Source organism: Fundidesulfovibrio putealis DSM 16056, assembly GCF_000429325.1.
Taxonomy (GTDB): domain Bacteria; phylum Desulfobacterota; class Desulfovibrionia; order Desulfovibrionales; family Desulfovibrionaceae; genus Fundidesulfovibrio; species Fundidesulfovibrio putealis.
In genome coordinates, this window is sequence record NZ_KE386885.1 from 206,806 (window position 1) to 220,060 (window position 13,255).

13 protein-coding genes and 1 tRNA gene are annotated in these 13,255 nt (G+C 62.1%); 10 read left to right on the top strand and 4 right to left on the bottom strand.

The window, feature by feature from the left end:
- Positions 1-4 precede the first annotated feature (4 nt).
- From tmcB to G453_RS0117665, 3 genes are all read left to right on the top strand, one after another.
- Positions 5-1,342 (top strand): electron transfer complex ferredoxin TmcB, encoded by a 1,338-nt coding sequence (gene tmcB / locus G453_RS0117655; RefSeq protein WP_027192096.1) that lies wholly within the window; start codon positions 5-7, stop codon positions 1,340-1,342.
- 9 nt (positions 1,343-1,351) lie between these two features.
- Positions 1,352-1,747 carry an acidic tetraheme cytochrome c3 TmcA gene (tmcA, locus tag G453_RS0117660; RefSeq protein WP_027192097.1) on the top strand — a complete coding sequence of 132 codons (396 nt, stop codon included), beginning with the start codon at positions 1,352-1,354 and terminating at the stop codon, positions 1,745-1,747.
- A gap of 195 nt (positions 1,748-1,942) precedes the next feature.
- Positions 1,943-3,661: an FAD-dependent oxidoreductase gene (locus G453_RS0117665; RefSeq protein WP_027192098.1), complete on the top strand. Its 1,719-nt coding sequence runs from the start codon at positions 1,943-1,945 to the stop codon at positions 3,659-3,661.
- An 81-nt stretch (positions 3,662-3,742) separates the two neighbouring features.
- Here the strand turns inward: G453_RS0117665 and G453_RS28190 are convergent.
- Positions 3,743-3,817: transfer RNA gene (locus G453_RS28190), tRNA-OTHER, on the bottom strand.
- A gap of 155 nt (positions 3,818-3,972) precedes the next feature.
- Between G453_RS28190 and G453_RS0117670 the strand changes: the two genes are divergently transcribed.
- Complete coding sequence (locus G453_RS0117670; protein WP_027192099.1) at positions 3,973-5,145, top strand: tyrosine-type recombinase/integrase; 1,173 nt, start codon at positions 3,973-3,975, stop codon at positions 5,143-5,145.
- A gap of 1,081 nt (positions 5,146-6,226) precedes the next feature.
- Here the strand turns inward: G453_RS0117670 and G453_RS0117675 are convergent.
- From G453_RS0117675 to G453_RS0117685, 3 genes are all read right to left on the bottom strand, one after another.
- Positions 6,227-7,006, bottom strand: a complete 780-nt coding sequence (locus G453_RS0117675; protein ID WP_027192100.1) for a pyrroline-5-carboxylate reductase family protein — start codon at positions 7,004-7,006, stop codon at positions 6,227-6,229.
- Between the two features lie 33 nt (positions 7,007-7,039).
- On the bottom strand, positions 7,040-7,327 hold the full coding sequence (locus G453_RS0117680) for a hypothetical protein (RefSeq protein ID WP_027192101.1): 288 nt from the start codon (positions 7,325-7,327) through the stop codon (positions 7,040-7,042).
- Between the two features lie 261 nt (positions 7,328-7,588).
- Positions 7,589-8,167 (bottom strand): RNA polymerase sigma factor, encoded by a 579-nt coding sequence (locus G453_RS0117685; protein ID WP_051272582.1) that lies wholly within the window; start codon positions 8,165-8,167, stop codon positions 7,589-7,591.
- A gap of 147 nt (positions 8,168-8,314) precedes the next feature.
- Here G453_RS0117685 and G453_RS25000 point away from each other — a divergent pair, with 147 nt between their 5' ends.
- The 6 genes from G453_RS25000 to nrfD all read left to right on the top strand — a co-directional run bounded on the left by G453_RS25000 (position 8,315) and on the right by nrfD (position 13,244).
- Positions 8,315-8,875, top strand: coding sequence for a putative zinc-binding protein (locus G453_RS25000; protein WP_051272583.1), 561 nt, complete (start codon positions 8,315-8,317; stop codon positions 8,873-8,875).
- Positions 8,876-9,478: 603 nt separating this feature from the next.
- Positions 9,479-10,273: an arsenite methyltransferase gene (locus tag G453_RS0117700; protein ID WP_027192104.1), complete on the top strand. Its 795-nt coding sequence runs from the start codon at positions 9,479-9,481 to the stop codon at positions 10,271-10,273.
- Between the two features lie 10 nt (positions 10,274-10,283).
- On the top strand, positions 10,284-10,856 hold the full coding sequence (sigZ, locus tag G453_RS0117705; RefSeq protein WP_027192105.1) for an RNA polymerase sigma factor SigZ: 573 nt from the start codon (positions 10,284-10,286) through the stop codon (positions 10,854-10,856).
- 121 nt (positions 10,857-10,977) lie between these two features.
- Positions 10,978-11,328 carry an ArsR/SmtB family transcription factor gene (locus tag G453_RS0117710; RefSeq protein WP_027192106.1) on the top strand — a complete coding sequence of 117 codons (351 nt, stop codon included), beginning with the start codon at positions 10,978-10,980 and terminating at the stop codon, positions 11,326-11,328.
- 22 nt (positions 11,329-11,350) lie between these two features.
- Positions 11,351-12,100 carry a 4Fe-4S dicluster domain-containing protein gene (locus tag G453_RS25005; RefSeq protein WP_043646320.1) on the top strand — a complete coding sequence of 250 codons (750 nt, stop codon included), beginning with the start codon at positions 11,351-11,353 and terminating at the stop codon, positions 12,098-12,100.
- A 10-nt stretch (positions 12,101-12,110) separates the two neighbouring features.
- Positions 12,111-13,244, top strand: coding sequence for an NrfD/PsrC family molybdoenzyme membrane anchor subunit (gene nrfD / locus G453_RS0117720; RefSeq protein WP_027192107.1), 1,134 nt, complete (start codon positions 12,111-12,113; stop codon positions 13,242-13,244).
- Positions 13,245-13,255 lie beyond the last annotated feature (11 nt).

The window sequence follows — 13,255 nt, forward strand, 5'->3', positions numbered from 1 at the left end:
CGACATGAGTTCCCAAGTCGCCAGAGAGCCATACGTACTGGTCGCGGACAAGGGTCTGGACGCCGGTGTGGCCAGGCTCACGGATGAAAAGATCGCCAAGGTCATAGGCGCGGTCCTGGAGGCCGAGGGCGGAGCGCGCCTGAAAGCCTACGTGGACACCTGCGCCCACTGCGGCCTGTGCTCCGAAGCCTGCCACTTCTTCCACTCCCACGACCGCGACCCCCGCTACTCGCCGGTGGGCAAGGTCAAGCAGACCATGTGGGAGATCCTGGACAAGGGCGGCAACGTGAGCCCCGAGTTCATAGGCCGGGCAGCGCGCGTGGCCTACACCGAGTGCAACCTGTGCAAGCGCTGCGCCATGTACTGCCCCTTCGGCATCGACATCGCCTACGTCATCGGGCTCATGCGGCGCATCTGCCACAAGCTCGGCGTCACGCCCCAGTACATCCAGGACACCGCCCACAGCCACTCCGCCACCATGAACCAGATGTGGGTCAAGGAAGACGAGTGGATCGACAGCCTCATGTGGCAGGAGGCCGAGGCCCGCGACGAGGTGCCCGACCTGCGCATCCCCCTGGAGAAGCACGGGGCCGAGATCATGTATTCGGTCATCGGACCCGAACCCAAGTTCCGCACCCAGCTGATCTACCAGGCAGCCGTGATCATGCACGCCGCCGGAGTGGACTGGACCATGCCCGCCACCCCCGGCTGGGACAACTCGGACATGGCCATGTACTCGGGCGACTACGAGATCATGGGACGCCTGAAACGCGCCCACTTCGAAACCGCCCAGCGCCTGGGCGTGAAGCGCATCGTCATGGGCGAGTGCGGCCACGCCTTCCGCTCCGTGCACGACGTGGGCAACAGGTGGCTCGGCTGGAAGGGCGAGCCCGTGCCCGTGGTGCATGCGGTCCAGTTCTACCACGAGCTTCTCTCCAGCGGAAAGATCAAGATCAAGGACAAGTTCGGCGAGGCCGTCACCTTCCACGATCCCTGCAACATCGTGCGCGGCATGGGCCTGCACGAGATGGGCCGCGAGGTCACCCGCGCCCTGTGCACGGAGCTGGTGGAGATGACCCCCAACCGCGAGCACAACTACTGCTGCTCGGCGGGCGGCGGCGTCATCAACTGCGGGCCACCGTTCAGGAACACCCGCGTTCTCGGCAACAAGATCAAGGCCGAGCAGCTGGCGGCCACCGGGGTCAAGACCGTCATCGCCCCCTGCCACAACTGCCACGGCGGCCTGGAAGACATCATCCACCACTACAAGCTGGACATGAAGATCAAGTTCCTGGGCGACGTCATCTACGAATGCATGGAAAAACCGTGGGCCGAGGCCTAGGAGGCGACCATGAAAAGGAAAATCCTGACTCTGGCCCTGGCCTCCCTGACGCTCATGGCGCTGTGCGGGAGCCTCTACTCCCAGGACGACATCAAGGCCCTGGCGGACCCGGCCTTCGCGTCCATGCGCAGGGGGCCGGTGCCCTTCAAGCACGACCAGCACAATGAAAAGGCCAAGATCGCGGACTGCAAGGCCTGCCATCACCTGTACAAGAACGGCAAACTGGACCCGTCCGGTGATTCCGTGGGCACCAAGTGCTCCGAATGCCACACCCTCGCGGGGGGCAAGTTGGCCATGCCGCTGATGCGGGCCTACCATCGCCAATGCGAGAACTGCCACGCGCAAAAGGGCGCTGGGCCAGTGGCCTGCGCCGAGTGCCACCCCAAGGACGCATTGAAGAAATAGACCCCTCGAGGTCTTGGAAGCTGCCTGGGCCGTGTACCCCCGGAGCCAAGGGATTGGCGTCTCCGGCTCCGGAACACACGGCCAAGGCGCCATGCGCGAGGGCGGCGGCCCGGCACCCCCCCACCGTCGGGTCGCCGCCCAATCTGTTCCAGAGTGGCCGTCCCGGAACAATCCCGGACGGCCAAGGAGGACGAAATGCCCCAACATGTTGTGGTCATCGGCGCTGTGGCGCTCGGCCCCAAGGCTGCGGCGCGCTTCAAGCGCATGGAACCCGGTTCGCGCGTGACCATGATCGACCGCGAGGACGTCATCTCCTACGGCGGCTGCGGCATCCCGTACTTTGTTTCCGGCGACGTGTCCGACGCCTCCCAACTGCGCGAGACGAGTTTCCACATGCTCCGTGATGAGTCGTTCTTCTGCCAGACCAAGGGCGTGGACGCCCTGACCGGCGTCGAGGCCGTGAAGATCGACCGCAAGGCCAAGACCGTGCACACGCGGGTGGTGAAGACCGGCGAAACAGCCGTGATCCCCTACGACAAGCTGGTGATCGCCACCGGGGCCACGCCGCGCTGGCTCAACGTGCCGGGCGAGAGCCTGGAGGGCGTGTTCCACGTCTCCAACCTGCACGACGCCGAGCGTATCCGCGAGGCCGTGGCCAAGGGCCGGGTCAAGAAGGCGGCGGTGGTTGGCGCCGGGTTCATCGGTCTGGAAATGGCCGAAGCACTGCGCGACATGTGGGACGTGGACACCTCCGTGGTGGAGATCGCCCCGCAGATCCTGCCGCGCGCCATAAGCCCGGTGCTGGCCCGCATGGCGCTCAAGCACCTGCGCTCCAAGGGGCTGCGGTTCCACCTGGGCGAGTCGCTTGTGGATATAAGCGGTGAGAACGGGCGCGTGAACTGCCTGCGCACCGACAAATCAAGGCTGGAAGCCGACCTGGTGATCGTTGGGGCCGGGGTGCTGCCCAACTCGGCCCTGGCCAGGGACGCCGGGCTGGACGTGTCACACCGCCAGGGCATCCTGGTGAACGCGCGCCTCCAGACCTCCGACCCGGACATCTTCGCCGGCGGCGACTGCATCGAGATGCGCCACCTCATCACCGGCGACACATTCTACCTGCCCATGGGCTCCATGGCCAACCGCCAGGGCCGGGTCATCGGCACCAACCTGGCCGGGGGAACGGCCCAGTTCGAGGGGGCGCTGGGCTCCTTCGTGGTCAAGCTGTTCGACAGGTCCGTGGCGGGCGCGGGGCTCACCCTGCCCTCCGCCCTGGAGCGGGGCTACGACGCCATGAGCGCGCTGATCGTCCAGCCGGACCGGGCGCACTTCTACCCCACCAAGGAGTCCATGACCCTGGAGCTGGTGTTCGAGAAGGGCACCCGGCGTATTCTTGGCATTCAGGGCTTCGGCGGCGCGGGGGACGCCATGGTGGGACGCGTGAACGCCGTGGCCGCCATGCTCAAGTTCAAGCCGACGCTTGAGGACCTGAGCAACCTGGAGATGGCCTATTCGCCGCCGTTCTCCTCGGCCATGGACATCCTGAACAGCCTGGGGAACATGGCCGACAACCTGCTGGCCGGGCGCAACGCGGTGGTCGGGCCGGACGAGTTCGAGGCCCTCTGGGCCAAGGGCAACGGCAACGGCTCGAGCCCCTACTTCCTGGACTGCCGGGAAGAGCCCGACGCCAGGCAGTTGCTGCAATGCCTGGGGAAGGAGCGCTGGCACAACATCCCCCAGGGCAGCATCAAGGAACGCTGCGCCGAGATACCGCGCGACAAGCAGGTGGTGGTGGTCTGCAACACCGGGGCGCGCAGCTACGAGGCCCTGGTGACGCTCCATGACGCGGGGTTCCGGGACGTGGTCAGCATCCAGGGCGGCATGACCGCGCTGACGAACTACGGGTCGGCTCCGTGACGGGGCTCAGGATGGTCTCGCGCCGCACTTCGGGCACGAAAAAGGGGCTTACGAAGAATCTTCGTAAGCCCCTGAATTCGCTGGCGTCCCCAAGGGGATTTGAACCCCTGTTAACGGCGTGAAAGGCCGTGAATACATTTTCCTCCCGGCTACTATCCTTCCGCAACAACTCCCATAATAACAGAACTTCACTCGCTTGACTTACTCCCGTTTCACCCCTATTTTTAGCTCGCGTGTGGGGAAGAGTGTGGGGAAGAATTTCAAGGCTGCTTGTCGGCATTTTCTCCCCACGCCCCGAAGGAGGAACCCCGATGCCTGCCGCGAAACGACACAAGACCAAGTACCCCGGCGTGACCTATATCGAGGCCAAGTCACACGCCACGGGCGCGGTGGAGCGGGTCTACTACATCCGGTATCGGCGCGATGGGAAGCTGGTCGAGGAGAAAGCCGGGAGGCAGGCTCAGGACGACATGACCCCGGCCAAGGCAAACGCGATCCGCGCCCGCAGGATTGAAGGCGAAGATTCAAACGCGGAGAAACGAGAGAAGGAACAGGCCGCCAAGGACGCCGAGGGCAATCGCTGGACCATTGAGCGCCTATGGGAAGAGTACCGCGCCCATCACCCGGAACGGCCAGGGGCGCACACGCTGAGGACTGATAATAGCCGCGCCCGCAAGTACCTGTTCCCCGCCTTCGGGAAAAAAGAACCCGTTGAGATCATCACGCTGGACGTAGACCGTCTGCGCATAAAGTTGCTCAAGACCAAGACTCCCCAGACGGTCAAGCATATCCTGGCCCTGCTCAAGCGCATCATCCGCTTCGGCGTGAGCAAGGGCCTGACCGCCGCGCCTGATCCGCGCCAACTTCACATTACCATCCCCCGCGTGGACAACGAGACTACCGAGGACTTGAACCCCGAGGAACTGGCTCGCCTTCTTCAAGCCCTGGAGGACGAACCCAACATCCAGGCTAAAAATTTCATGCTGACTGCCCTCTATACGGGCATGAGGCGCGGGGAGTTGTTCAAGCTGGAATGGCGCGACGTGGACTTTGATCGTGGATTCATCCACATCCGCGAACCCAAGGGCGGTAAAAGCCAAAAAATCCCCATGAACACAATGGCCCGCCAAGTTCTCGAAGGCCATCCGCGTGAACCCGGCACGACCTACGTATTCCCAGGCCAGGGCGGCAAGCAGCGCGTGACCATCCAGGTGGCATCTAACCGCATCAAAGCCCGTGCTGGCCTTCCTGCCGAGTTTCGCCCCATGCACGGCCTGCGCCACCTCTTTGCCTCCACCTTGGCCTCCAGCGGCGCGGTGGACTTGCACACGCTACAGCGGATGCTCACACACAAGAACCCCAGGATGACTCAGCGATATGCCCACCTACGGGATGAAGCCTTGCTACGCGCGTCGGATGTGGCGGGTGATATTTTTGGACAACTCACAGGCAATGGCAAGAACACCGTTAAAGGGGCTGGTTGATGAAGCCCGTGGAACCTCGCACGATGTTGACGCCCCCCTGAACATACTCCCGAACCATTTAAAGTAGGCCGCGAAATATCCGGATGAAGTGTCCGTGGATTCCTAATTTGGCATTAGAGGCGAATAGGAGCAAGCATAATGAAAAGACGCAGGGTTCCGGTCTTAAATCTGTTGCAACTAAAGCGTTACACTTTCCCAAGTCCATGGAAACGATCATCGGTCGAGAAGTTCAGAAGGGAGCAAGAGCCCTTGCCCAAACGTGGTCCAATGCGTTGCGGGACCTATCTGGTGAAGGACTGGCCAGGAGAAACGGAACCTCCGCAGCCCGATGAGAATACGGGAGGCTACCAAGAGCCCGACCACATACGGCATCTCAGGCTCGCATTGTCGTGGGGCCTAGGTCGAACTATTGAGCGCGGGGACATCGTGGAAGTCCCCCTCGCCGAGGTTGGCCGCTCGATTCCTCGTGACAACCGGAAATGCTATCCAGAGCCAAAAGCCAAACCACCCCGCAGACCGCACCAGGCTCCTGCGGGACGTCACCGGGCAAAGAGCGGAAGTCGACCTCCGCGCTAGAACCTATCGTGAAGCGAGGCATAAGCTAAGCCGCCCGAAAGCTGGGGGGGGCTCCTGCTAAAGCCTAGGTGCCCCCTGTGAACCGTCTTCACCGCCAGGATAGATCCAACCCAGCCTGGGGTCTGTGAGCCCGGCTGGGCCCCCTTCCCTTGCCGTACTCCCGGGGCTTCGCGCGCATAAGCCCAAGGTTCGGGATTTTCCCCACAAGTACTTTCATCGTCTTGGATAACGTAGAACGAGGATTGAACGTCGTGCCACACATTTCAGAGTGCATTTACCCAAAGGTCTTGCCTACCGGGAGTATACGGGTTGCTGCAATTGACGATGAGAATGCCAGCCCGGCGAGTAGAGACATGAGGTTTGGCATCTGCGCACACGATCTGGGCAAACCTGCTTACCGGCGCGTACGCGACGAGATCAGGCAGTTCATCCTGGATTTTCCTCCCGCCTCAAAGAAACAAACGCCCTGGGACCGGGATAAACCGGTTCCAGGGCGTCCATGCGCTCAACGGCCTTTGAGCTTGCCAAACAAAGCCGTCAGCCTGGCCGAGTAGATTTCTTCGATCTGGCCTGAGACATCCGCAAGCGGCTTAACCGGCACAGTGTCCACCACGTCCTCAAACGACATTCCGGACTGGAACAGGAGCTTCGCACTTCCGATGATCATTGCCTCCAGGCCGCCATCGACCTCGTGCGGGGCGAGCCCGAAGCTTTCGCCAAGTTCCCGCAGCTTCTGCCACTGGAACCAGAGGTACGTCGGCCCCATGGCGGTCAGTATCGCGTAGGCTTCAAGCTTTGCCTCGTCCACTTCCGGGTGCTCCCCAAAGACGTCGAACAGCTCATCGAGCGCTGCCCGCTGATCCCCGGGAACCCCCGGCGCGAAAGCGACCGGGTTGTAGCCCTGGTTCATCAGGGAGGGCGCGTTGGGGATCATGCGCACGATCCGCTGGTGACCGCCCGCGAGTTGGCTCAGCTTGGCGAAGCTGAGCACCGGAGCGAGGGACACGAGGACGGACTGCTCCTTCAAGGCCGCACCCAGGCTGGGGAGAACCTCCTTGAACAGGGGCGGATGCAGCGCGGCGAAGACGATGGCCCGGCCCGCTGGTCTCCGGTTGTCATCGCAAACGACTATGGACGGAAACCGTTTCGAGAGCCCCTCGCGCACGGCTTCGCTCGGATCGCTGACACAGAGCCCGTCCAGCACCATTCCCCGGCGGTCCATCGCTTCCAGCAGTATCGCGGTTATCCGGCCGCCCCCGATGAATCCGATATCCTGTGCGTCCATGGCGTTCTTCCTTTCCGTTCGGTCCATATGCGCCTACGCCCCCGTGCAGGAAGGACCGGAGCCGCAGGAACACGTCGTTGTGATGGTGCTTTCATTGGCACCTGGAACAAATTCCCCGAATGAGGCCCGGGAGTGTTCGTCCATGTCGGCCCTGGCGCGGTTCGCCGCCATGCAGCCGATTTCGCGGGCGCGGGCGACCTCGCGCGGGTCTATGCCCAGTTCGAGGCAGCGGCCCAGGGCGACGTCAAGGCATGGCCTGCATCCGGCGGCCATGGCCGCGCCGATGAGAACGAGCGTTTCCTGAGAGTTGAGAGCGGACATCGTGTACCTCCAAATGGTGTTTGGAATCATGGACGAGAGCGACGGCTGAAAAGGTACACTTGGCGGCGAAGAGGCGGAACCGACTCGGTGGCAGGAATCAAACAGGGCCTGCCGGCACCTGCACCGGGGCTATCCGGACGGGGCGGACATGCGGCTCATTCTTGGCAAAGGGCATGCGGCCTTGCTCAACACAAGAACCGGGCCTCCAGGGCAGCGTCTCCGGTGGCGCGCGGCGGAAACACAATTTGTGTGAACGCGACGCTAGATGCCGTCCCCCTGCTTGCGGTCGCAGGACAGTTGCCCAAGATCGTCGCGGTAGAACTGGCACGCCTGCTCAAGGGCCAGGCGCAGGCGGCCCCTGGCCCGGTGCAGGCGGATCTTGGCCGCCTCGAGGCTGAGCCCAAGCCGGGCGGCGACTTCGGCGGGCGTGAACCCTTCAAGGTCTGACAGGATCAGCACGGCGCGGTAGTTGGCGGGAAGCCCCTCGACCACTTCCCGGATGCAGGCGTTCATCTCGTTTCTGATCGCCTGGTGCTCGCTGTTGGAGGGCCGTTCAGCGAGCGTCGATGCGTCGGGTTCGCCGACTTCTTCAAGCGATGCGTCCCGGCGGCGGAAAGCGGGGCTGCGCAGCAGATCGACCGCCACGTTGGTCGCGATGCGGTACAGCCATGTCGCCACCGAGGAGTCGCCCCTGAATTCCTTGAGGGAGCGGTTGGCCCGTTCGAACACCACCTGTGTCATGTCCTCGGCATCCGCCTCTCCCACCATGCGGCGCAGAAAGCGCAGGATGCCCGGCCTGTAGCGGCCGTGCAGGGTCTGAAAATCGATTGTTGCAGGCATTCTCATTCCTCCTGGCGGTTACGGTCCCTACCAGCGGTCCACTCAACGGGCAAGTAGCTCAGGTTGTGCGAATACTTCGCGCCAGGGTGTACCTTTCGACGGCGGCGCACGTCTTAAGGGGCAAAACCAATTTTGGAGGGTTTAGCCATGAGCTGTTCTGGAAACAAGTCCGTCCCTGAAAACCCGGCTGTGCGCGAAAAGGAAATCGAAACCGTCTACATCCGCAAACCGGTCGGAGTCTGCCAACTCTGTGAGGATTATTCCGCCCGCGAGTCGGTCAAACCCGTGGCCATCATGTGCTGCGAGGGTTCCTGCCTGCGGGGCGAGATCGCGCGGCAGGCGTCCAACATCCTTTGCCATTCGCTGCTCAGGGATAAAACGGTGCGGGTCTGCCTCGGAGGGGCGTTCACCAAAGACACCGGCCAGCGCAACCTGGTCCGCAACGCATCCCAGGTTATCGCCATGGAAGGGTGCTTCCTGAAGTGCGCCACACGCATGATGCAGGGAGTGCTGGAAGGGCTTGAGCCCGACGTGGTCATCACGGATTCCCTCATTGAGTTCGACAGGGAGCTCTTCAGCGTGGACGAAATGCCTGAGGTGGAGATCATGAGCCTTGCCCTGGACGTGGCCGAGCAGATGGCCGCTAGGCTCGGGGAACCGACACTGGTCCGGGCTGCTGGTGAGGCGTGCTGCGCCTGTTCCTCTTAGGTCGGTAATACACAGCTCGTTTATTAAAACCTTAGGCTCGGGGGGGCGCTTCTCCCCCCCTTGTTGAAAGGAGTTATTTATGTGCTTCTGGAACTACTACGGGGTAGGTGGCTGGTTTATACCAATAATCATGCTTGGTATGATCGTCTTTATGGTTTTGTTTATGCAGCTATTTATGCGGTTCAGAATGGGGTCTTGTTGTAGATGGCCGTTCTCTAGAGGACAACAACAGGCAGATGACGAAGCATTTGGCATCGTTAGGCGACGTTATGCCAATGGAGAGATCAGCAAGGAAGAGTTCGAGAATACCAAAATGAACCTTTCCTGAGCCTCTTCGTTCGAAGCGGATGGTCAAGGTGCGCATTCGCTGAAATGTGGTTGCGCACTTTGTATTGGCATAGTCGGTTTGGAAATTTTCATTTCAAAGTATGCGATAAATTCCCTTTCGTGTTTCCCCCCAACAAGGTGGTCCTCAAACGACGCGCCTTTTGCCCCTGCCGGAGCCAGTCTCGTCCGGCGGGGGCTTTTCATTATGCATCCTTTTGAGGCTTTGTCCGTCTTCATGGCACACGACGCCGCATAAGCGGCAACGGAGGCGGTGACATGAAAGACGGAAATGCTGGCGAAATCAGGGCGACCATCCGCGAAAGATACGCGAAAACGGCGCTTGGCGCGGGCAGCGGCTGTTGCGAAAGCGGGTGCTGCGGCTCAAAGGACCCGGCCACGGTGGAAGACCTCGCCTTGAAAGTTGGCTATTCAATGCAGGAACTCCACAATATGCCGGAAGGGGCCAACATGGGGTTGGGATGCGGCAACCCCCAGGCCATTGCCGCGCTCAAGCCGGGAGAGGTCGTGGTGGACTTGGGGAGTGGCGGGGGATTTGACTGCTTTCTCGCCGCACGCCAAGTTGGTGAAACCGGGCGGGTCATCGGTGTGGACATGACGCCGGAGATGGTCGAAAAAGCCAGAAGGAACGCACAGGCCATCCAGTGCGCCAACGTGGCCTTCAGGCTGGGCGAGATCGAACATCTGCCCGTGGCTGACAACGAAGCGGACGTGCTGATCTCCAACTGCGTGGTGAACCTGAGTACGGACAAGGCCCAGGTGTTCCGGGAGGCCTTCCGGGTTCTCAAACCCGGAGGCAGGATCGCCCTGGCTGATATCGTGGCCCTGTCAGACATCCCCGAAGACATCCGCAAGGACGTCCTGCTTCACGCCGAATGCGTTGCCGGAGCCGAGCGCGTGGAGAAACTGGAGAGTATGATGCGGGACGCGGGGTTTCGTGACGTGTCCATCCGCACGAACCAGGAGAGCGCAAAGATACTGGAAGAAATGTTCCCCGGACTCGCCTTGGGGGGGATCATCTCGTCTGCGGCGATCGAGGCCGCCAAGGCTTAGGAGCCAGGCAATGCGGCATCAGCTGGAAACGAACTGGCGCGAACATAGGGAGGAACTCAAAGCCTTCATCCTGCGGCGGGTGAAATCTCCCGCCGAGGCTGAGGACATCCTCCAGGACGTCTTTCTCAAGATGCTTTCCAGCCTGAACGCCCGAACCCGGATAGCGCACCCGCGCGCCTGGCTGTTCGCGATCTCACGCAACGCCGTGGTTGATTATTTCCGAAGCAAACGCCCCATGGAGATGATCCCTGAAGATTTGGCTGGCCACTGTCCGGACCCGGACAGTGGCCCTATCAGGGAAATCGGGAACTGCCTGACGCCCATGGTGAATTCCCTCCCCTTGAAGCTTCGCGAGGCGCTGGTCCTTGCGGACCTGGAAGGGATGAAGCAACAGCAGGTGGCGGATACGCTCGGAATATCCCTGGCAGCCGTCAAATCCCGAATCCTTAGGGGGCGTAGCCGGATGCGGCGCATGATCGAGGATTGCTGCCACCTGGAACTGGATTCCCGGGGAAGCATCATGGAGTACGTCCCCAAAGGGAAATGCTGCTCTTCGTGCGGTGGGGACGCCCACTGTTCTTGAGCGCACCCTGAAATCCTGACGCTTTCGGGCCGGGCGTCGGTCCGGTTCCTCCGTGGAAAACTCCCGCTGTCACGGAAATGTAACATGGCCCTTGCCTTAATCCGCTTATTCGGATTAAGGAATGACCATGAAGTACACCTCGCAGCTGTTCAAGGCTCTCACGGATGAAACCCGCCTGCGCATAATCGGCTTGCTCTTTGAAGGCGAGTTATGCGTTTGCGACCTGACCCACGCCCTCGGCATGCCCCAATCCACTGTTTCGCGCCATCTGGCGCACCTGAAAAACGCCGGACTGGTCACTGACCGCCGTTGCAAGACCTGGGCGTATTACAGCCTTTCTCGCGATGAGAGACCATTCGCACGCGACATCCTGGCTGTGCTGGGCAAGCACCTCGCGGAGCTTGACCTGACGCGCAAGGATATCGCCTCACTTCATGAATACAGGAGCTGTTCGGAAAGATCCTGCGAATAACCACCATAACGAGGGGGAGGTCATGAGCGGAAGTTTGCCGATGGAAGACCCCTTGGTCAGGATGTACCGCGAACTCAAGCGGGCCTTGGCCAAGGATCAAAGTCAGGTGAAATGGGCCATGGTCATCGATCAGGCGAAGTGCATCGGCTGTCATGCCTGCGCCGTGGCCTGCGCCTCGGAAAACCGCCTCGGCCCCGGTGTGGTCTACCGCCCCGTGATGGAAGAGGAGACCGGAACCTACCCCAACGTGGGACGCCGTTTCCTGCCGCGCCCCTGCATGCAGTGCGAGAATCCCCCCTGCGTGTCTGTCTGTCCGGTAACCGCCACCTGGAAGAACGCCCAGGGCGTGACCGTCATCGACTACACCCGCTGCATCGGCTGCCGCTACTGCCTGGCTGCCTGCCCCTACGGAGCCCGCTGTTCGGACTTCGGGGGCTTCTACACCTCCAGGACACCCCAGGAGCCGGGCCTGATTCAGGGCCGCTACGCCGCCCGCGCCTACGAACAACAGAACGCTCCCGAATACGCCAAATCGTGGGGCCAGCGGGGCAAAGGGTCCCCCGTGGGCAACGCCCGCAAGTGCCACTTTTGCCTGCACAGGCTGGAGGTGGAACAGCTTCCCTCCTGCGTGACCAGCTGCGTCGGCAGGGCCACGTACTTCGGTGACCGCACCGATCCGGGTTCCCTGGTCAGCGAGCTGATGGGGTCGCCGCGCGCTTATGCGCTCAAGGCGGAACTGGGTACGCGCCCCAACGTCCACTACCTGGCTTAGGAGGTACGCCATGCATACAAGCGTCAGCAAACCATCGCTCCTGTATCTGAGCCTTCTCGGGCTGGCCGCCCTGGCGTACGCCGTGGTGGACGCGTTCATCCACCGCGCCGGAGGCACGAACCTCGGGTCCTACGTGCCGTGGGGCATGGGCGTGGTCATGTACCTGCTGTTCGTGGGGTTCTCGGCTGGAGGGCTCCTGATTTCCGCCCTGACACAGGTGTTCGGCTTCAAGGACCTGAAGCCCCTTGGGGGACTGGCCACCTACGCGGCCCTGGTGGCCGAGGTCTGCGCGGGCATCGCCATCGCCTCCGACCTGGGCCGATTCGAGCGCATGTTCAACTTCGTCTTCTCGCCGAGCCTCACCTCGCCCATGTTCTGGATGTTCCTGTTCTTCACCTCCGTGCTCATCGTCTCCTTCCTGAAGGCCTGGGCCTTCGCGAAAATGGATGACGCCGTGGTCTCCTTCTGGAGCTGGGTGTCCATCCCGGTGGGGCTTTGCTTCTACTTCACCAACGGTTTCTTCTTCTCGGTGCTGACCGGACACGGCCTGTGGAGCGGCCCTGTGATCCCGGTTATGTTCGTGACGGCGGCGCTTCTGTGCGGCGGCGCGCTGGTGTGCGCCCTGGCATGGTGGAGCAAAGCTGACAGGATAGCCGTGACTCGTTTGTCGCGGGTGGTATTCTGGCTGATGGTGCTGTTCGCATTCCTGGAGGGTCTGTGGCTGTGGATCGGCTGGCAGGGCGGACGGGCGGAAACTGTCGCGGCTCTCAAGAATCTGGCCAGCGGACCCGGCGCCTGGACCTTCTGGGGCCTGCACGTGGTGCTGGGGCTCGCCGTCCCCCTGCTGTTGCTGCCCCAGGCCAAGGATAATCCCGGTCTGGCTGCGTGGGCCTGCCTGCTCATCCTGATCGGCTTCGCCGGAGCGCGCTGGGCTTTCGTGGTTCCGGCCCAGAGCGTGGCCATGCTTCCGGGCCTGGAGAAAGCCTGGCAGCACCCGCGCCTGATGCTCACCTACCTGCCGAGCCTGGCCGAATGGAGTCTGGCCGCTGGCGTCAGCGGTCTTGCGTTGTTCGGCTTCGTCATGGGGCCGAAGGTTTTCCCGAGCCTGTACGGCTCCGGCCCTCAAACTCATCAGGCCAGCTGAGGAGGTATTCC